Source organism: Actinoplanes derwentensis (genome assembly GCF_900104725.1).
GTDB lineage: Bacteria > Actinomycetota > Actinomycetes > Mycobacteriales > Micromonosporaceae > Actinoplanes > Actinoplanes derwentensis.
Genome location: NZ_LT629758.1, coordinates 168,832 through 189,054, shown reverse-complemented (window position 1 = coordinate 189,054; position 20,223 = coordinate 168,832). Strand labels below are relative to the sequence as shown.

At 73.2% G+C, this 20,223-nt stretch carries 8 protein-coding genes and 1 riboswitch; of the genes, 2 read left to right on the top strand and 6 right to left on the bottom strand.

What is annotated here, in order from left to right; genetic code table 11:
- Positions 1 to 454 precede the first annotated feature (454 nt).
- Positions 455 to 976 carry a hypothetical protein gene (locus tag BLU81_RS00800; protein ID WP_092540674.1) on the top strand — a complete coding sequence of 174 codons (522 nt, stop codon included), beginning with the start codon at positions 455 to 457 and terminating at the stop codon, positions 974 to 976.
- A 178-nt stretch (positions 977 to 1,154) separates the two neighbouring features.
- Positions 1,155 to 2,639 (top strand): glutamate--cysteine ligase family protein, encoded by a 1,485-nt coding sequence (locus BLU81_RS00795; RefSeq protein ID WP_092540672.1) that lies wholly within the window; start codon positions 1,155 to 1,157, stop codon positions 2,637 to 2,639.
- Between the two features lie 16 nt (positions 2,640 to 2,655).
- On the opposite strand, the gene BLU81_RS00790 is transcribed toward BLU81_RS00795, so the two are convergent.
- The 6 genes from BLU81_RS00790 to BLU81_RS00765 form a co-directional block, all read right to left on the bottom strand.
- On the bottom strand, positions 2,656 to 13,092 hold the full coding sequence (locus BLU81_RS00790) for a beta strand repeat-containing protein (RefSeq protein ID WP_157751065.1): 10,437 nt from the start codon (positions 13,090 to 13,092) through the stop codon (positions 2,656 to 2,658).
- 42 nt (positions 13,093 to 13,134) lie between these two features.
- Positions 13,135 to 13,524, bottom strand: a complete 390-nt coding sequence (locus BLU81_RS00785; RefSeq protein WP_157751063.1) for a cobalamin biosynthesis protein — start codon at positions 13,522 to 13,524, stop codon at positions 13,135 to 13,137.
- Positions 13,521 to 14,861 carry a cobyrinate a,c-diamide synthase gene (locus BLU81_RS00780; protein WP_092540666.1) on the bottom strand — a complete coding sequence of 447 codons (1,341 nt, stop codon included), beginning with the start codon at positions 14,859 to 14,861 and terminating at the stop codon, positions 13,521 to 13,523. Before BLU81_RS00780 ends, BLU81_RS00785 begins: the two co-directional genes overlap by 4 nt.
- The gene (cobO, locus tag BLU81_RS00775) at positions 14,855 to 15,454 is read right to left on the bottom strand and encodes a cob(I)yrinic acid a,c-diamide adenosyltransferase (protein ID WP_092540664.1); all 600 of its coding nucleotides are present in this window, start codon (positions 15,452 to 15,454) and stop codon (positions 14,855 to 14,857) included. Before cobO ends, BLU81_RS00780 begins: the two co-directional genes overlap by 7 nt.
- A gap of 413 nt (positions 15,455 to 15,867) precedes the next feature.
- Entirely contained in the window at positions 15,868 to 18,258 is a 2,391-nt protein-coding gene (locus BLU81_RS00770; RefSeq protein WP_092540662.1) for a VWA domain-containing protein, read from the bottom strand.
- A gap of 32 nt (positions 18,259 to 18,290) precedes the next feature.
- Positions 18,291 to 18,444, bottom strand: a riboswitch (cobalamin riboswitch).
- Between the two features lie 129 nt (positions 18,445 to 18,573).
- Positions 18,574 to 20,151 carry a gluconokinase gene (locus BLU81_RS00765; protein ID WP_092540660.1) on the bottom strand — a complete coding sequence of 526 codons (1,578 nt, stop codon included), beginning with the start codon at positions 20,149 to 20,151 and terminating at the stop codon, positions 18,574 to 18,576.
- Between the last annotated feature and the right edge of the window lie 72 nt (positions 20,152 to 20,223).

Genomic DNA, 20,223 nt, shown 5'->3' with positions numbered 1-20,223 from the left:
GCCGGCGGCGGCCAGGACCTGGGCGGCGGCCTGGCCGGTTCGGCACGGGAGTGTTTCGCCGCAGACCGGGCATTCGGTGGTTCCGTCGTGTGGGCCGAGTCCGCCGCCGTGCGCCTCCACCATCTTGGTCGCGGTTCGCGCCAGCACACTCTCCGGTTTTACGTACGTTGATGCCACCGGTTTCGCACCCCCATTCCCGGCCTGTCCACGTGCCGGGACGGCATGACAGAACCGGCCGGGTTGTCTCCCGGCTCCGCTTCAGTTCACCCCTTCGGGGGTCCCCTTAGGGGGGATTTCCGCAGATCCGTGTAGATCGCCGGAGCGTGCGCGGGTAATCGCGGCGATCTTCCGGCAGCGGGGCGGGGCAGGCGGTATGCAGTGAGTGGAAATTCACTCACGGTGTTGAAGCGCGTTCTCTCCGTAGCATTGAAGAACATCCAAGGAGGTGACCCCTATGGACGACACCGAGCTGCACCGCGAGCGGATCCTCCGGCACGTCAGTCCGATCATCACCGGCCGATTCGTCGGCTTTCAGACGTCGTACACCCGCGAAGTGCGCATCGGCCGCCCGGTGGCGATCGCCGTCTTCCTGACGGCTGGTATCGCCCAACTGCTGGCCTCGCTGTTCCGGATGAAACCGGCCCGGCGGTCGCTGAAGGAGTTGCGCAAGGGACCGGAGTTCCTGGTGACGCCGGTCCGGCTGCGCGACGACCTGGGGCAGACCTACGAGATCGAGATGCACGGGCAGTTGCCGCAGTCGGCGCTGCACCGGGGCGATCTGGTGCAGGTCCGCACCCAGCCGCAGGCCGATCCGCAACTACCGGTCCGGCTGATGCAGGTGGTGAACCTGACGACGATGCAGCCGCTGACGCCACGGATCCCGACCCAGTGGTCACACATGGGCCCGGTGATGTTGCTCCAGGCGGCAGTGGGGGTTTTCGTGGCCGGCGCGGTGATCGCGGTCTGGCTGGGATGATTTTCCCGCCGGGTGGGTAGAAAAGCCCGCCATGAAAGATCCATTGCCGTCCTGGTGCGAATGGACGTCCGGCCTGAGGCGCGCCGCCATTGACAGCGGTCATCATATGGCCGGGGGGATGACGGCTACGGCGCCGCGCGATCCCCTCCGTCTCTGACGGCTCGAAAGGTGGTGCGCGGTGGGCGAGAAAGTCGACCAGACCAATTTCACCCGTGAGGACCGGACCCGCTACCGGCAGAAGATCCGCCGAAGTCTCGACGTGTTCGCGACGATGCTGCGCGAGGCACGCTTCGAGTTCGAACGGCCTCTGACCGGTATGGAGATCGAGCTCAACCTGATCGATGATCAGGTGGACCCGGCGATGCGTAACGCCGAAGTGCTGGGCGCGATCGCCGATCCCGACTTCCAGACGGAGCTGGGCCAGTTCAACATCGAGATCAACCTGCCACCGAGGAGGCTGGCCGGGGATGATTTCGCCGAGCTGGAACGTGGCCTGCGGTCCAGCTTGAACCAGGCGGAGCGGCGTGCCCGGGCAGCCGGGGCGCACATGGTGACGATCGGCATCCTGCCGACACTGCGGCGGGAGCACCTCACCGGCGAGGCGATCACCGCGAACCCGCGGTACCAGCTCCTCAACGAGCAGATCTTCGCGGCTCGCGGCGAGGACCTGGACATCCGCATCGACGGCGTGGACCGGCTGGCGATCACCACCGACACGATCGCGCCGGAGGCGGCCTGCACCAGCACCCAGTTCCATCTGCAGGTGAGCCCGGCGCAGTTCGCGGCGTACTGGAACGCCTCCCAGATCACCGCCGGCATCCAGGTGGCTCTGGGCGCCAACTCGCCGCTGCTGTTCGGCCGGGAGTTGTGGCGCGAGACCCGGATCCCGTTGTTCGAGCAGGCCACCGACACCAGGTCGGAGGAGATCCGGGCGCAGGGCGTACGACCGCGGGTGTGGTTCGGGGAACGGTGGATCACCAGCGTCTTCGACCTGTTCGAGGAGAACGTCCGGTACTTCCCGGCGCTGCTGCCGATCTGCGACATCCACGATCCGGCGGAGATCCTGGAGCGCGGGGAGATCCCCGAACTCAGTGAGCTGCGGCTGCACAACGGGACGGTCTACCGGTGGAACCGGCCGATCTACGCGGTCGTCAACGGCCGCCCGCACCTGCGGGTGGAGAACCGGGTGATGCCGGCCGGCCCGACGGTCGCCGACACCATCGCGAACGCGGCGTTCTACTACGGCCTGGTCCGTACGCTCGCCGAATCCGACCGCCCGCTCTGGACGCAGATGAGTTTCCGGGCCGCCGAGGAGAACTTCCACAACTGTGCCCGGCACGGCATCGACGCCACGGTGTTCTGGCCGGGGCACGGCACCCTGCCGGTGACCGAGCTGGTGCTGCGCAGTCTGCTGCCGCAGGCCGCGGCGGGGCTGGACCTGTGGGGGGTCAATCCGGCGCAGCGGGACCGGCTGCTCGGCATCATCGAGCAGCGCTGTCTGCGGCACCGCAACGGAGCGTCGTGGCAGGTGGAGACGCTGCACGCGCTGGAGGCGCAGGGTCAGGACCGGGAACGGGCGCTGCACGAGATGTTGCGCCGCTATCTGCCGCTGATGCACGACAACATTCCCGTGCACGAGTGGCCGGCGGCGGCCAAGAGCTGACCGTCAGGCCTGATCGTCAGGCCCGGTGCCGCCCCGCGCGGTGCCGGGCCGCCGGGGCCGGTACCGGGGCGTTGTCGCGGACCACCGCGACGATGCCCAGGCCGCCGGCCGTCAGCATGGCGGAGAGCAGCACCATCCCGGTGACCTGTGCGCCGGTGGTGGGGAGTTCGTCGTCTCCGTCGTCTCCGTCATCGACGTCATCACTGCCGTCATCACCGTCGTCGTTGGAGGTGCCGGAGATCATCATCGGCACCCGGACCGAGTTGTCCTGGATGAAACCGTCGACGTCGGTGGTGCTGACCGTGACCGCCATCTGCTGAAGACCGTTCTGGGCTCCGGCGCCGACCTTCATCGTGATCGTGACGTCGCTGATCGAGTCGGCCGCCGAGTCCGGCGCACCGCAGACCACCGCGTTGTCCGCCAGGTCGGGGTCGGCCCGGCAGGTCGCCCGCACCGTGCCGGAGGCCGCGGCGGCCCGGATCCGCTGACCGCTGACACCGGTGGCCAGCGACACCCCGGCGACCGTGACACCGACCGGCGGGACGATGCTCAGTGCGACCTGGGCGGCGGTCTTGCTGCCCCGGTTGCCGTACGGCATGGTCACCACCACGGTCTCGCCGGACAGCGCCGTGACCGTGCCACCCGCGTAGCTGATCTCCAGGTCCACGTCGTACCGGCCCACGGTCAAGTCGGGCAGCACCAGGTCGTTCCCGCCGCCACAGGACTGGTCGGGGTCGAGCACCTGGTCGAGGCAGCCGCCGGTGAGCACACCGCCCTCGGTGACTCCGGCCCCGACGACCGCGGGCAGGCTGACGGTGACCGCCTCCCCGGCCCCGATCCTGGTCTCACAGGTCACGATCCGGGCGGTGCCGCCCGCGGTGCAGCCGGACGGCAGGGTGCCGTGGGTGAGCCCGGAGGGCAGGACCGCGGTCATCCGGTACGGGTCGGCCGCCGCCGTGCCCTCGTTGGTCAGGGTGATCGGCAGCGTGGTGGTCTGCCCGCGAGCCGGGGTGGCCGGGGTCCAGTCGCCGGCCGAGACGGTCACGTTCGGGCTGCCCGCCGTGCCGCTGAGGAGCTGACCGGTCACGGTGAGGACGTCATCGGTGGACTCCGGGGCGGCCAGGGTGATGCCGGTGGCCTGCCAGACCGCGGCGGTGGACGCAGTCAGCCCGAGTTCGAGGACACGCTCCTGGCCGGCGGTCAGGTCGATGCCGGTGCAGGTGATCGCGTCGGCGCCGACCTCGCAGGTGGCGCCGTCGAGGGTGGCGCTGTCCACGGTGACCCCGTCCGGGCGGCCGGCGAGCGGCACGGTCAGGGTCAGCCCGGTGAAGTCGCCGGTAGCGGTGAGTCTCACGGCCGCGGTGCCGGAGCCGCCGGACTGGACGACCGCCCCGGTGACGCTGACCGTGCCGCTGTCGCGGAGCTGGGGCTGGCCCTCGCGGGCGACGGTGATCGCGTCGATCGCGGTGTCCCCGGTGCCGCCGCAGGTGGTGTCGCCGTCGGCGGAGACGCAGCCGCCGCCGAGATTCTGCCCGTCGGTGACGTCGTCGTCCACGGTCAGCGGCACCTCCCAGCTGACGCTGTTCCCCGGTTCCAGGGTGAGGGTGCAGGTGATCAGGTCGGTGCCGGTCCCCCGGCAGTCGCGGGCGGCCGTTCCGGCGAGGGTGCCGAAGCCGGTGCCGGACGGCGCCACCACCGCGACGCTGTCGCCGGTGGCGGTGGACAGGCCCCGGTTGGTGCCGGTGACGGTGATCGTGCGGGTGGCGCCGGGTGCCGTGGTGCCACCCGCACCGGTGATCGACCAGGTGACGTCGGTGGACCGGGCCCCGGCCTCGATCAGGCCGGCGACGCCGGTGAGGCTCTCGGTGCCGACCCCGACGGTCACGTTGGCCGGGGCCCAGGCCAGGCCGGGCGCGACGGACGCGGCCACCGCAGTGGTGATCGACATCGCGGTGGTGGCACCGGCGGTCAGGTCGACGCCGGTGCACTGGATCCGGGCGGCGGTCCGGTCACAGGCCGAACCGGCCGGGCCGCTCGCCCCGGTGACGGTGAATCCGGCAGGCAGCCCGTTCAGCGGCACGGTGACGGTGGCGCCGGTGACCGGGACGACGCTGGTGACCCGGACCGCACCGGTCCCGGAACCACCCGGGACGACGGCGGCCGGCACGCCGGTGATCTGGAGCCGGTCGGCGAGCGCCTGCCGGAGCTGGATCGGCGGGATCGCCACGTCGGCGGCGGTGCAGGTGCCGCTGCGGTCGGTGTCGGCGCAGCCGCCGGTCAGCAGGTTCCGCACGTCGGCGGTGCCGCTGATCGCGATCGCCAGCGGGAACCGGGTGCGGGCGTTGCCGCCGACGTCGACCGAGCAGTCCACCCGCTCCCCGGACTGGGACATCGCGCAGGTCGCGCCGGGGGCGGCGGCCGGGGTCCGGAAGGTCGTGCCGGACGGGGCGAAGAACGTGTACTGGAGTCCGCGGGCGGCCGAACTGCCGGTGTTGGCGACGGTGACGGTCAGGTTCGCGGTGTCGCCGGGCAGCAGGATCTGCGCGGCCGGTACCTCCACCGCGACGCCGAACGTGGTGTCGGCGTCGCCGACGGTGGCGGCGTGCAGGGTCCGGGCGGCGGTCTGCGCGCCTTCGGCGACCGACACCGTCGGGGTCCAGGTGGCCCCGGGTTCGGCGGTGTCGCGCAGTTCGACGCTGAGGGTGATCTCCAGCTCGCCGCCGGCGCGGACGTCGACGCCGGTGCAGCCGACCGCGGTGACGCCGACGAGACAGATCCGGCTGCCGGCCTGCGCCCGGACGACGGACATGCCGGTCGGCAGCGAGGTCAGCGGGATGGTCACGGTGAGCCCGGCGCGGGCCCGGGTCGCGGTGATCCGGACGGTCACCGATCCGGTGCGGCCCGGCTTGATCGCCGGTGGGCTGACCGCCGAGATGGTCAGGGCCTGGGACAGCGCCGGGGTGAGCGTGACCGGCGGCAGCGGGGCGGTCCCGGCGCCGCAGGTGCCGCTGCGGCCGTCGACGAGGCAGCCGCCGGTGACCGGGATGTTCGGGTCGGCGTTGGCCGGGATGCGGACCGGCAGATCCCAGGTGAGCGCGGGGGCACCGGCGGCCAGAGTGGCCCGGCAGTCGAGCGCGCTGGTGCCGGCCGCGGCGCAGACGGCCGGGACGGGGGTGCCGAAGGTGGTGCCGGCCGGCGCGTTCACCCGGACCAGGCGGGCGGTGGCGTCGGACGGGCCGGTGTTGGTGACCAGGGCCCGGAAGGCCGCGGTGGTGCCGGGGGTGACGGTGCCGGCCGGCAGGGACGGGGTGAACTGGAGACCGGGCACGGCCGAGCCGGTACGCAGCAGGGTGCCGGTGAACGCCGAGACGTCCCCGGCGGAGTTGGTCAGGGTCGCCGGGGCCGCCGGGGTGAGGGCCCAGGTGATGCCCTCGGCCGCCGACGGCAGCGGCTTCACCTTGACGGTGACCAGGTCGGTGGTGGCCTGCGGCAGGGTGACGCCGGTGCAGACGATGGCGCCGGTCAGGGTGCAGACCGAGCCGTCCGGGCCCTTGGCGTCGACGACCTCGACCTCGGGTGGCAGGGCGGTGAGCGGGATCTCCACCAGCAGCCCGCTCAGGGCCCGGTCGGTGGTGGTCCGGATGACGGCGCTGCCGATGTCACCGGGGGTGACGGCAGCGCCCGGGGCCACGCCGAGGCGGGCCTGCGCGCTGAACGGCTTGCCCAGGGTGAACGACGTGATCGCGGTGTCGCCGGTGCCGCAGGCGCCGTTGCGGTCGGTGTCGAGGCAACCGCCGCTGATCACGGCGCCGGGGGTGGTGGGCGCCGGCACGTGCAGCGGCAGCCGGAACCGGCGGGTCTCGGCGCTCAGGTCGGCGGTGCAGGTGACCAGGGTCGACGACGCCTTGTCGCAGTAGGTGGCGGCCGGATCGATCAGGTCGCCGAAGGTGGTGCCCGCCGGGGCCTTGACCCAGGCGGTGGCGCCGGACAGCGCGGACGGGCCGGGGTTGGTCATCACCAGGCGCAGGACGGTCTCCGCGCCGGGCAGCACGGTGCCGTCGGCCGGGGTCAGCACGCTGACGTTCAGGCCGCCGCCGGTGTCGGCCGGGCCGACGGTCGCGGCGAGCCGCTGGAGCAGTGCGACGTCCGGGAGAGTGCCGGTGCCGGTGCTGACCCGGACCACCGGCCGCCAGGTGTCGCCCGGCCGCGCCTCCGGGGTGGCGTCGACGGTCAGGTTCAGAGTGGTGCTGCCGCCGCCGGGGATGCCGACGCCGGTGCAGGTGACCGTGTCGGTGGTGACGTCGCACGGGTTGCCGCCGATGGTGGCCGCGCTGACGGCGACACCCACCGGGCGGTTGTCGGTGCCGACGGTGACGGTCAAATCGGTGCGGGCGGCCACGGCGTCCAGCCGGATGGTGGCGGTGTCACTGCGGCCGGGGGTCACGGTAGCCGGCACGCCGCCGGCCGCCGTGATGATCGAAGCGAGGGGGGTACGCAGCGAGAACGGATCGAAGTCCACGTCACACGTGTTGCCGCCGAGGATCACGCAGCCGCCGGTGACGGTTCCGGTGAGCTGCGGCGGGACGGCGATCGGCAGGTCCAGGACGGTGGACTGCCCGGGATCCAGGGTGACGGCACAGCCGGTGGCCAGGCCGGTCAGCCGCAGGCACCCGTCCGGCAGGGGTGTGGTGAAGGTGGTTCCGGTGGGGGCGGTCAGCACGATCGGGACCGTGACGGCCGTACCGGAGCCGGTGTTGTCGATCGTGGCTTTGATCGCCGTGACGGTGCCGGGCAGGACCGTGTCGTCGGCGGGCATCGTCACCGTGGCGCCGAGGTCGTAGAGCGGTGCGCTGGTGCGGGCCAGGATGCCACCGCCGGTGACGCTCTCACCGGCGCCGCGGGTCACGGTGATGCCGGTGGTGGCCCAGACCGCGTCGGCGCCGGGGGCCACCGTGATCGGCAGTTCCAGGGTGGCGGTGCCGGTGCCGGCGTACGTGGTGGTGCAGGTGATCGCGGCGAGGGTGGTGACGCAACTGCCGTTCGGGGTGATGTCCGGGTCGGAGACCGTCATGGCCAGTGGCTTGGTGAGCAGCGGGACGGTGACGGTCACCGGCTGTCCGGGCGCGCCGGGGGCGTCGATCAGGATGTTCGCGTCGCCGGTGCTGTTCGCCGGGATGACGGCGCTGTCCAGCCGGACCCGGGCCAGCCGGTCGAACGGGGTGGCCACGGTGACCGGGCCGAGCAGGGTGTCCGGCGGGTTCAGGCAGAGGCTGTCGTTGTCGACGTCGACGCAGCCGCCGGTGAGGGTGGAGCCGGGGATGGCGCTGTCGCCGACTTCCAGGGTGAGCGGGAGTGTCGGGTCGGGGCCGGCCGCGGGCACGTTCAGCGTGCAGGACAGCTTGCCGGTGCCGGCGACCCGGCCGCAGCCGGGTGGCACGGTGCTGAAGGCGGCCCCGGCCGGTGGGATCACCGTGAGGCGGACACCGAGCGCGTCGGAGGTGCCGTCGTTGCCGACGGTGACGCTGACCGGGCCGGTCGCGCCGGGGTCGAGGGCGACGGCCGGCATGGTGATCGCCGGGTCGATGTCGATGTCGGCCGGGCCGACCACGGCCAGCTTCCGGTCCAGGGTGAGCAGCCCGCCGGTGTTGCCGACCGAGATCCCCGGCGCGGTCCAGACGGTGCCGGGGACGGCCGCGGGGCTGGCGTCGAGGTGCACACCGACCTGGACCGGGGTGCCCGGTGCCACGGTGATCCCGGTGCACGGCGAGGTGCAGGGGTCGCCGTCGACCTCCAGGTGGTCGATGGTGAGGCCGGCCGGCAGGCCGAGAGCCGGAACGCTGACCGACACGTCGTCGAGGAGGCCGCGGTCGGCGTTCAGGGCGAGGATGGCGACGCCGCTGGTGCCCGGGACCACGGTGGCCGGGACGGTGTTCACCGACAGGGTCCGGGCGAACGGCACCGCCAGGTCGATGTCCGGGACGATTCGGTCACGGGTGCCGCAGCCGGGTACGCCGTCCAGGTCGACGCAGCCGCCGGTGAGGGCGGCGAACGGGTCGGCGAGCGCCGGGACCGTGACAGGGAAGGTCAGCGGGCCGGTGTCGGCGCCGTCGGCGAGCGGGATCGCGCAGGTGGCGAACACCCCGGCGACCGACACCGCACAGCCGGCCGGTGGGGTCCCGGTGAGGTCCAGCTTGGTACCGAGCGGGGCGCTGACGGTGAAGACGGCGGGGCGGGCGTCGGACGGGCCGTCGTTGGTGACGGTGACGGCGAGCGGGGCGCTACCGCCGGCCGTCACGGTGCCGGCGGCCGGGACCGTGACGACGGCGCTCAGGTCGCTGCGCGGCAGGGTCACCACGGCCAGGTCACCGGCGTCGACGGCGATCTCGCCACCGCCGGACACCAGGATCGGCGCGGCGGTCCAGGTTCCGGGGGTGCCGCCGGGACTGGACGCCACCTGCAGGTTCACCACGGCCGGGGTGCCGGCGGTGACGTTGAGGCCGGAGCATGCGACCGGTTCGGCGTTCGGGTTGCAGCTGCCGCCGCCGACCGGGTTCGCGGTGATCAGGCTGGCCCCGGCGGGCAGCAGACCAGCCGTCGGGATGGTGACGGTGAGGCCGTTCTCGGTGCCGGTGGAGGTGACTTTCAGCTGGGCGGTCGCGTCCTCGCCGGGGGCGATCCGGACCGGGGTGGTGACGACGTCGATCCGCTGCTGCATCGGGGTGCCGACGTTGATGGCGGGGATGATCCGGTCGGCGGAGTTGCAGACGCTGTTGCCGTCCAGGTCGACGCAGCCGCCGGTGAGGGCCCGGCCGGACAGCACGTCGCCACCGATGCCGACCTGCGCGCCGAGGGTCAGCGGGGTGCCGCCGGCGGGCAGGCTGACCCGGCAGTCGATCCGGGTGTCACTCTGGGCGAGGGCGCAGTCCGGGGCGGCGGTGCCGGTCACCACGCTGAGGACGGTGCCCGGCGGGGCGATCACGCTGACCGGGACGGCGACCGCGTCGGACGGGCCGCTGATGTTGCTGAGGCCGACGCTGAGGGCTCCGCCGCCGCCGGGCAGCGGGCTCAGCCCGGCGAGGTTGACGGTGGCGTCCAGGCCGGTCTGGGCCGCGGCGATCCGGGCCAGCTGCGGGACCAGGGTGATCTGGTCGCCGCCGAGTGACACGGTGACCGGGTTCGGGGTCCAGGTGCCGCCGGGTACGGCGTTGGCGAGCGCTTTCAGGGCGAGGTCGACGTCGAGGGTGGCGCCGTCGGTGGCGTTCAGGCCGGTGCAGGTCCAGACGGCGCTGGTACGGGTGCAGGTGCCGCCGGAGGGGCTGGACACGCCGGTGACCGTCAGCCCGGCCGGGAGCCCGGCCTCGGGGATGCTCACCGACAGTCCGGTGAGGTCGCCGTGCAGGGCCTTGGTGTGCACGGTCGCGGTCGCGGTCCGGCCGGGGACCACGTCGGCCCGGTCGGTGCTGACCGCCGCCCGGGAGGTGAACGGCACCTTGAGCGTGAAGTCGGGGAACGGCCGGTCACCGGCCCCGCCGCAGCCGGGGATGCCGTCGACGTCCGTGCAGCCGCCGCTGACCGGGGTGAACGGGTCGGTGTCGGCGGCCACCGTCAGCGGCACGGTGAGCGCTCCGGTCGAGGCGTTCCGGGCCAGCGTGGGGGTGGAGCAGACGAGCAGGGTGTCCAGGGTGCGCCGGCAGATCGGCGGCAGACCGGTGGCGGGGAAACTGGTGCCGGCCGGGGCGAAGACCCGGAAGCTCGCGGGTGCCGCGGTCGACGGGCCGTTGTTGGTGACGGTCACGCCGAGGCTGGTGGCGGTGCCGGGCAGGACGGTGCCGTCGGCCGGGACGGTGGCGGCGGCGGCGAGGGTGTAGTTGACCGTTCCGGTGGCGGCGAGCGGACCGGTGAGGGTGGTCGTCTCGGTGCCGCCGGTCACCGTGATCCCGGCCGGGGTCCACGCGGCCGGTGGCACGACACTCTGGTCGACGGCGACCTTGACAGCGACGTCCTTGCCGGTGAGCGCGGTCAGGTCGACGCCGGTGCAGGTGACGGCGGTGGTGCCGAGGGTGCAGGGGGTGCCGCCGGCGGTGGCGGACACCACGCTGAAGCCGCTGGGCAGGGCGGTGCCGGCCGGGATGGTGACGGTCAGGTCGCTCTCCGCCTGCAGTGATCGCAGCGTCAGCTTGCCGGTCCCGTCCTGACCGGGAGTGATCACCGCGGGGGCGAAGGTGCCGAGGACCCGGACTCCGAAAGGGCTGCGCAGGGTGATCGGCGGCAGCACCGGTTCGCCGGTCTGGCAGAGGCTGTCGTTGTCCAGGCTGACGCAGCCGCCGGTGAGCGCGCGGGACGTGTCGGCCAGCGGGTTGATCGTCACCGGCAGGCTGACGCTCAGTGCGGGCGCGCCCGCGGCCAGGTCGGCGGAGCAGGCCAGTTCGGTCTTCGGGGCGTCGGCGGTGCAGGTGGCGCCGGTCGGCGTACCCAGGGTGGTGCCGATCGGGGCGACCACGGTGAAGGTGGCCGGTCTGGCGTCCGACGGCCCCTGGTTCTCGATCTTCGTGACGATGCTGGTGGTCTGGCCGGGGCTGATCGTGCCGGCGAGTGGTCCGTCGGCGGTGGCGGCCAGGGTGAACCGTGGGGAGGCGGTGACGATCGTGCCGCTGGTGGTGCCGGTGGAGGCGCCGGCGGTGGCGGTGATCGGCGCGACCGAGGTGGCCGCCCACCCGGTGGTGACCGATGGGGTGAGGGTGACCGGTACTGCCACGTTCACCGTCCCGCCGGCCGGCACGGTCACGCCGGTGCAGCTGATTCCGCTGGTCCCGGCCGCGCAGGTGCCGCCGCCGGTGGTGGTGACCGGGGCGGAGACGGTGTAGCCGGCCGGTACCGCCGGGATGGTGATGGTCGTCGGGGTGGCGGCGAGCGAGCCGGCGTTGGTGACCTTCACGGTGGCGATGCCGGCCGAGCCGCCCGGGATCGCGGTCGCCGGGACGACGGTGATGCCGCCGGACAGGTTCACGTCCGGGGTACCGACGGTGATCAGCCGGCCGGCGCCGGTGACGGTGGAGCCGTTCATCAGGGCGGTCACGCCGGCCAGGTCCCAGGTGGTGCCGACCGGTGTGGTGACCGCGGCCGCCGTGTTGATCTTCACGGTCGCCTCGGCGCCCGCCGTGATCGGCACACCCGTGCAGGTGACGGTGGCGGTGGTGACCACGCACGGGGTGCCGTCCACGTCGGCGGTGGCGACGGTGATCCCGGTGGGGCGGTTGCCGATCGGGACGGTGACGGTGGCGCTCGCGTCGGACGGTCCCGGGTTGGTGACCTTGACGGTTCCGGCGGCGGTCTTGCCGGCCGCGAGGGTGACCTGGTCGACCGTGACCGTGCCGCCGCTGCTGACCGGCCCCTGCGGGTTGACCAGGGTGCCGTTGGCGGTCTGGGTCTTGGTCTGGCCGGCCTGGGCGACCGGGGTGCTCGCGGCGCTGATCAGTTTTCCGGTGGACGTGGCCCAGGCCGGTGTCCCGGCGGCGGCCGACGCCTTCAGCTTCACCGGCAGCGACACCTTGACACTGCCCCGGCCGGGGACGGTCACGCCGGAGCAGATCACGTAGTCCGGATCGGCGGTCGAGCAGGTTCCGCCGCCGGTCACGGTCGGCGGGTCCAGCACGTACGCCGCACCCGGTTTGGGGATCTTGATCGTGGTGTTCTGCGCGCCCACGTCACCGCTGTCGGTGACGGTCACGACCGGGGTGCCGGACTGGCCGGGGGCGAGCGAGACCGGCGTGACGGTCGGCTGGTCCAGCACTATGGTGCCGGAGCAGACCGACTCGCCGACGACCACGGAGCCGTTGGCGACGGCGCTGAGGATGCCGGAGCCGCCGAGCAGGCTGACGTCGAGGGCGCGGACGGTGTACTGGTAGACGCCGTTGCTGTCCCAGTCGGCGGTGCGGTGGTCGATCCAGACGCTGGCGAGGTTGCCGACCGGCAGTTTCAGGTTGACGTCCGGGTTGGCGATGGTCTGCCCGGCCACCTTCAGGTCGGCGATCTCGGTGGTCGTGGTGATGCCGGAGGCCGCCATCACACAGACCGTCCGGACCGCGCCGACCCCGATGCCGGCCGCGCCCAGGACCGAGGCGCCGGCCACGCTCGTCTCGGCCCGGCCACTGGCGCCGGTGCCCGGCCCGGCGGTCGACGTGATCACGCCGCTGCTGAGGATCGAGGTGCCGAGCAGCTTCAGGCCCGGGTTGGCGACCGTCGACGACGAGGCGCTGCCGCCCTCGGTCCAGCTGCGTTCCGGGTTGGGTACCGCCAGGGTCAGCGGCAGGACGCCACTGAGCAGGTTGACCTCGGCGCGCACCCCCTGCGCGGTGGATCTCAGCACCCCGGCCATCGCGGACTCCGGCCGGGCACACAGAGTGAGCACCAGCACCGCGACTACGAGGATCGAGATTCTCCGGCCAGATCGCACGGACGTATTGTCAGAAGACAGACCGCACGATCGGCTGAACTTTCAGCAAATGTACTGAACGAAACCGGGACGCTGTATAACAGCCAGCGCCACGGTCACCCCCGCCCGGCTGCGCTTCGGCATGATCAGCTCGGCGCCCGGACCGGCGGCCAGCAGGGCCGCCGCCTCCGCCACGCTCGGCGTGCCGACCGCCACGGCCGCCGCCCGTCCCGGGTTCGGCACCGGGCAGGCGGCCAGCTCGTGCGCGGTGAACGCGGCGATCCGCCAGTCGTGCTCGCGTGCCAGCGCCAGCACCCGGTCCTCGGCGGCCCGCCGGTCCAGCGTGGCCAGCACACCCACGTCATCCGGGAGCAGGCCCGCCGCGGCCAGCGCCAGCCGCACCGGGCCGGCCAGATCGGCACCGCTGCGGGCCCCGAGACCCAGAACGATCACCGCGCGGCAGCGGCGACCAGCGACCGGGCCAGCTGAGGTGCGCCCGCCCAGTGCAGATGCAGGTACGACGCGTGCAGCCGGGCCGACGCGAACCCCTCCGGATCGGCACCCCGCCACGCCCAGGCCGCCCCGCCCGCCGGCGACAGCAGCAGACCCGACCGCGGATGCACCACCGTCCGGTGGAACTCGTGACCGGTCACCCGGGTGCCCGCCGGGCCCAGTGGACTGTCCGACAGCGCCACCGCGTCCCGGTAACCGAGCGTCAGCGTCGGCGACATCACCGCCTCCGCCTCCAGGACCCCGCACATCGGCGCGCCGTCCAGGGACTCGCACAGCCACAGCAGGCCCGCGCATTCGGCCGCGATCACGCCGCCGAACTCCTTGACCGCCGTCCGCAGCGGCTCGTTGGCGGAGAGGGCACTCGCGTACACCTCCGGGAAACCGCCGCCGACCACGATCGCGCGGGTGCCGTCCGGCAGCTTCTCGTCGTGCAACGGGTCGAACGGCACCACCGTCGCACCGGCCCCGGCCAGCAGTTCGGTGGTCTCGGCGTACGAGAAGGTGAAAGCCGGACCACCGGCGACCGCGACAACCGGACCGTTCTTGATCGGCTCCGCAGTGACCGGGTCCCACGCCGGCAACGGCAACGGAGCCGCCGACCGGGCCACCGCCGCCACCGCGTCCAGATCCACCGACGCGGCGATCAGATCAGCCATCGCCTCCACCGACGCCAGCGCCTCGGCCCGTCGCTCGGCCGCCGGAACCAGCCCCAGATGCCGGGACGGGGCGGCGACCGCGTCCGCCCGCCGCAGCGCACCCAGCACCGGCGTGCCGACTTCTTCACAGGCGTCCCGCAGGATCTGCTCGTGCCGGTCCGAACCGACCCGGTTCAGGATCACACCCGCCAGCCGCACCGACCCGAAACTCCGGAACCCGTGCACCAGGGCGGCGATCGACCGCCCTTGCGCAGCCGCGTCCACCACCATGATCACCGGCGCGCCGAGCAACTCCGCGACCTGCGCCGTCGACCCTTGATCACCGGCGCCGGTCCGCCCGTCGTAGAGCCCCATCACCCCTTCGACGATCGCCAGATCGGCACCTTGCGAACCGTGCGCGAACAACGGCCCGACCAGCGACTCACCGACCATCACCGGATCCAGGTTGCGCCCCGGCCGGCCCGCGGCCAGCGCGTGATATCCCGGATCGATGTAGTCCGGCCCCACTTTGAACGGCGCCACCCGCAGCCCGCGCCGGGCGAACGCCGCCAGCAGCCCCGTCGCCACCGTGGTCTTGCCGTGCCCGCTGGCCGGGGCCGTGATGACGATCCGATTCACCATTCGATTCCCTGCTGCCCTTTACGGCCCGCGTCCATCGGATGCTTCACCTTCGTCATCTCGGTGACCAGATCCGCCGCCGCGATCAGATCCGCGTGCGCGTCCCGCCCGGTGATCACCACATGCTGGATGCCCGGCCGGTCCCGCAGCGTCTCCACCACGTCGGCGACGTCCACCCAGCCCCATTTCATCGGATAGGTGAACTCGTCCAGCACGTAGAACTTGTGCGTCTCAGCGGCCAGATCCCGCTTGATCTGCGCCCACCCCTCAGCGGCTTCCGCGGCGTGATCCCGCTCCGAACCGGCCCGCTGAATCCAGGACCAGCCCTCCCCCATCTTGTGCCAGGTCACCGGAGTGGGCCCGTGCTCACCGAGTGCCTTGAGCGCGGTCTCCTCCCCCACCTTCCACTTCTCCGACTTGACGAACTGGAACACCCCCACCGGCCAACCAGCACTCCAGGCCCGCAACGCCATTCCGAACGCGGCCGTCGACTTCCCCTTGCCCGGCCCGGTATGCACCGCGAACACCGCCTGCCGCCGCCGCTGCCGCGTCGTCAGCCCGTCATCCGGCACACTGGTGACTTTCCCTTGCGGCACGTTTCCTCCCCATTCTCACCGCGGGCTTCCCGCTCACGGTCACTGCTTTCCAACCCGTTTCCGGTACGCCGTTCCGGTCCCGCCGAAGCCGGCATGCCCCGCCGGGTCCGGCAACCGGGCTCGGCGCGGCTCCCGCCACGCACTCCCCGGCGCCACTCACCGGCATGCCGGTCCCGCCCACACCCAGCCCCACCCCGGGCGGCCCCGGTCGGGCCTCGTCGGCACAGGTCAGCCCCGGCCCGATCGAGATACCGGCCGACAGCGCACCGGCGCCCGAAGACCGGCTCCACGTCGTCGCCCGTGGCCGACGGTCACCGGTCGCTTCGTCGAACCCGGCCACTTCGTCGAGTCCGGTCGCTTCGTCGAACCCGGCCACTTCAGGTTCGGCATCGGTTTGCGGGTGGCGAACCGGGTCAGGCGGCCCGGCGGTAGGCGCGGTCGACCGGAACCGGAGCCTCGGCACCGGACGGTCCGGACCGGCGGCTCAGGACAGTCGCCGCCTGGAGCCGGTCGAGGGGCATGATCTCGGCGTTCAAGGCGGCGGCCAGCTTGCGGGCCAGGCCCAGGCGAATCGGGCCGGACTCGCAGTCGACGACCACGCTCGACACTCCGGACAGGGCCGGGACCAGGCGCATCGGGTCGGGTCCGCTGGTGGCACGGCCGTCGGTGACCAGCACCAGCAGCGGGCGGCGGCGCGGGTCGCGGCGGCGTTCGGTGGCGATCGTCGCGGCGGCGGCTTTCAGACCGGCGGCGAGCGGGGTCCGGCCACCGGTACGCAGAGCGGCCAGCCGCTGCACCCCGACCTCATGGCTGGAGGTGGGCGGCAGCACGACGTCGGCGTCACTCCCCCGGAACGTGATCATCCCGATCCGGTCCCGCCGCTGATAGGCGTCCCGCAACAGCGACAGCACCGCGGTCTTGACAAGTGTCATGCGTTTCCGCGCGGCCATCGACCCGGAGGCGTCCACCACGAAGAGCACGAGGTTCGCCTCCCGCCCCACATGAACCGACTCCCGAAGGTCCCGAGGCAGCACCCGGATCCCCCGCCCAGCGCCCCCACCGACCGGACGAGCCGAGAGGCCACCGGCGGGCCGGACGACCGACGGGTGCACGGGATCCGACGACGAGATGATGCCCGGAGCAAGACCACCCGGAGCGGAACGACCACTGGCGAGGAGGCCGCCTGAACCCGACGACCAGCCGTCGGGCGCGGCCCGGTCGAGGGCGGTCCGGTCCAACACGGCCCGGTCCGTGGTCCGGTCCGAGGCCGTCCGGTCCAAGGCCGTCCGGTCCAGCGCGGCGCGGAGGGTGGCGAACAGGTGTGGGGCGCCGGAGAGTTTGCCCTGCGGGAGGCGGCTGCCGACGACCCGGCCGCGGCGGGCGAAAGCCGGGGAGCGGCGGCCGGCGTGGCCGCCCTCGCCGCGGGCCGCGATGCGGAACGTGCGGGTGCGGTAGGCGGTGCCCGCAGCGACCGCGACACCAGCGGCCGGGATGGTCGGCGAGGGCGTGGTGGACTGATCGTCGCTGTCGGACGGGGAAGGGGAACTCGGCGGTGCGGGGCTGGGGTCCGTACCAGCAAGGGGGTGGTCTGTGCCGGGGTTGTCCGTGCCGGACGGGCCACCGGTGTCACGCGGACCGCCACCACCGCCGGGACCGTCCGGGTCGTCGTCACCGGGGCCGTCGCCGGAACCGTCGGGGTCGGCGTCCGGATCCGGGCCGTCGGGGTCGTCGGCGCGGCGATCCTGCTCGGCCTGGCGTTCGGCTTCGGCCTGGCGGTCTTCTTCGGCCTGGCGTTCGGCTTCGGCCAGGGCCTCGTCGAGTTTCTCCTCGTCGGTGCCGGGCGGGTCGAGCGGGTCGGTGCGGCGGCGGTGCGGCAGGGCCAGCCGGGCGGCGTCGCGGACGTCGTCGGCGGTCACCCGGTCGCGGCCGTGCCAGGCGGCCAGGGCCACTGCGCAGCGGGCCACCACGATGTCGGCGCGCATGCCGTCCACGCCGTAGGCGAGGCAGACGCGGGCGATCCGGTCCAGTTCGGCGTCAGGCAGCACCACCGACGGGAGCTGGGCGCGGGCGGCGGCGATGCGAGCCTCGTAGACCTGCTCGTCGGCGACGTAGCGGGCCGCGAAACCGGCCGGATCCGCCTCGTAGGCCAGGCGCCGCCGGACCACTTCGGCGCGCTGGCGGGCGTCGCGGGGCGCGGCGACCGTGACGACCAGGCCGAACCGGTCGACGAGTTGGGGGCGGGGTTCGCCCTCTTCCGGGTTCATGGTGCCGACCAGCAGGAACCGGGCGGCGTGTTTGACCGAGACGCCGTCGCGCTCGACGTGGGCGCGGCCCATCGCGGCGGCGTCCAGGAGCAGGTCGACCAGGTGGTCCGGGAGTAGGTTCACCTCGTCGACGTAGAGGACGCCGCGGTGGGCGGCGGCGAGTAGGCCGGGCTCGTACGCCTTGACCCCGTCGCTGAGGGCCCGCTGCAGGTCGAGAGTGCCGACGACCCGGTCCTCGGTGGCGCCGACGGGGAGTTCGACGAGGCTGGCCGGACGGGACAGTGCCGGGCCGCCGAGGGTGTGCGGGCCGTCCGGGCAGCCGGGGTCGGGCGCGTCCGGGTCGCAGGCGAACCGGCAGCCGTGCACCACCTCGACGTGCGGGAGGAGACCGGCGAGAGCCCGGACCACGGTGCTCTTGGCGGTACCTTTCTCACCTCGGACCAGGACACCGCCGACGGCCGGGGAGACCGAGGTGAGCAGCAGGGCCAGTCGGAGGTCGTCGAGGCCCACCACGGCCGAGAACGGGTACGGATTCGTCACCAGGGTCCCTTCCGGCGGGTGTCCACGCCCGCTGTCGGTTGTCGCGAGCGGCCGGAGTTCCTGGCTCCCGGGGCGATTTCCCCGGTCACAGTGGCGGGACCGTCCCGGATTCGCACCGGGTTCCTCCGCTACCGCTCGCCGGTCACTCTTCCGGACCGGCGAGTAACCCGTCAACGCGGGGTAGGTCACGGCCGGCGACATCACGGCAGCCCCTTCAGTGTGGTGACCTGGGGTGCGATTCGCACCCCAGGTCACCACGCCGGGAAGCGGGCGGGTGAGCGTGGTGACTTCGGGTTCGGTCCGGACCCGGCGTGGTCACGATCCGGCGGGGACGGCCTTCTCGGTGGCGGGCAGGGGTTCGGGGGCGATCCGGTCGAGTTCGGTGACCACGTCGAGGACTGCGAGCGCGGACTTCTCCACCAGTGGGCGCAGCCGCCGGTAGAGGGCGGCGTCGGCCGGGTCAGGCCGGGTGGGTGTGCCGGTGGGGACGAGGGCGGCGGCCTGGTCGAGGTCGGGGAGTTCGCCGAGGGCGTGCCGGGCCAGCAGGCAGGCGCCGAGCGCGGTGCCCTCGGGCACGTCGGCGACGGTCACCGGCAGGTCCAGAGCCGACGCGAGCACGGTGATCCACAGCCGGGAGGCGGCGGCTCCGCCGGTGGCCCGGATCTCGGTGAGCGGGTTACCTTCGGCGTCGAAGGAGTCCCGGACCAGGGCGAGTTGCTGGCAGACGCCTTCGACGGCGGCGCGGACCAGGTGCGGCCGGCCGTGTTCGCGGCGCAGCCCGAGGTAGGCGCCCCGCATGCCGGGCCGCCACCAGGGCGCCCGTTCGCCGAGCAGGTAGGGCAGGCAGAGCAGGCCCTCGCTGCCGGCCACGATCCCGGCCGCCTCGTCGAGCAGCCGGGCGTCGCGGTCGTCGTCGTCCTCACCACCGGAACCACGAGACGAACCGGCAGTGCCGGGGTCCAGGGCCTGACCGGCCCAGCGGACCACCGAACCGGCGTTGTTGACGGCCCCGCCGATGACCCAGCGGTCCTCGGTGAGGGCGTAGCAGAACAGCCGCCCGGCGTTGTCGCTGGTGGGAGCGCCGACGACGGTGCGCAGGGCACCACTGGTGCCGAGGGAGACCGCACCGACGCCGGGCGAGACCGCGCCGACGCCGAGGTTGGCGAGCGGCCCGTCGGCGGCGCCGATGATCAGTGGAGTCTCCGGGGGCAGACCCGCCGCGGCGGCCACCTGAGGGCTGAGCGTCAGGGCTTGGGTGGTGGGTACGACCTCGGCGAGCTGCTCCGGTCGTACGCCCGCAATGGTCAAGGCGTCTTGGTCCCACCGCCGTGAGTGGATGTCGTAGAGGCCGGTGCCCGAGGCGACCGACAGGTCGACGAGGAAGGGACCGCCGGTCAGCGCCGCGACGACCAGCTCCTTGACCCCGCCCCAGCGGGGCGTGTCCCGCAGCGCCGCCGGGTCCTCCTGCGCCCACCAGGCGAGTTTGGTCAGCGGCGACATCGGGTGGACCGGGGTGCCGGTGCGGGCCTGGAGCTGCCGGGCGTCCCCGTCCGCGACGATGCGCTCGCACTCGCCCGCGGAGCGGTTGTCGGCCCAGGTGACGACCGGGCCGAGGGGCTGCCCGGCGGCGTCCATCGGGAGCAGGGCGTGCAGGAACGAGCTGAGGCTGACCGCGATCACCCGGTCGCCGTTCTCCCGGCAGGTGGCGGTCACGTCGGCGAGGACCTTGCGGGCCGCGTCGGTGATCCGCACCGGGTCGAGTTCGGCGCGGCCCGGCCCGGGAACCGCAAGCGGGTAGTGAACGCTGGTCAGGGCCCGGATCTCACCGGCCGGTCCGGCCGCGATCCCCTTGGTCGAGGTCGTCCCGGTGTCGATCCCGATCACCACGTCCATGTGCTCTCCCTACCGATTCCGCCCGTCAGACGCCAGACGCCCCACCGGACGATATCCGGCGGGGCGTCTGGC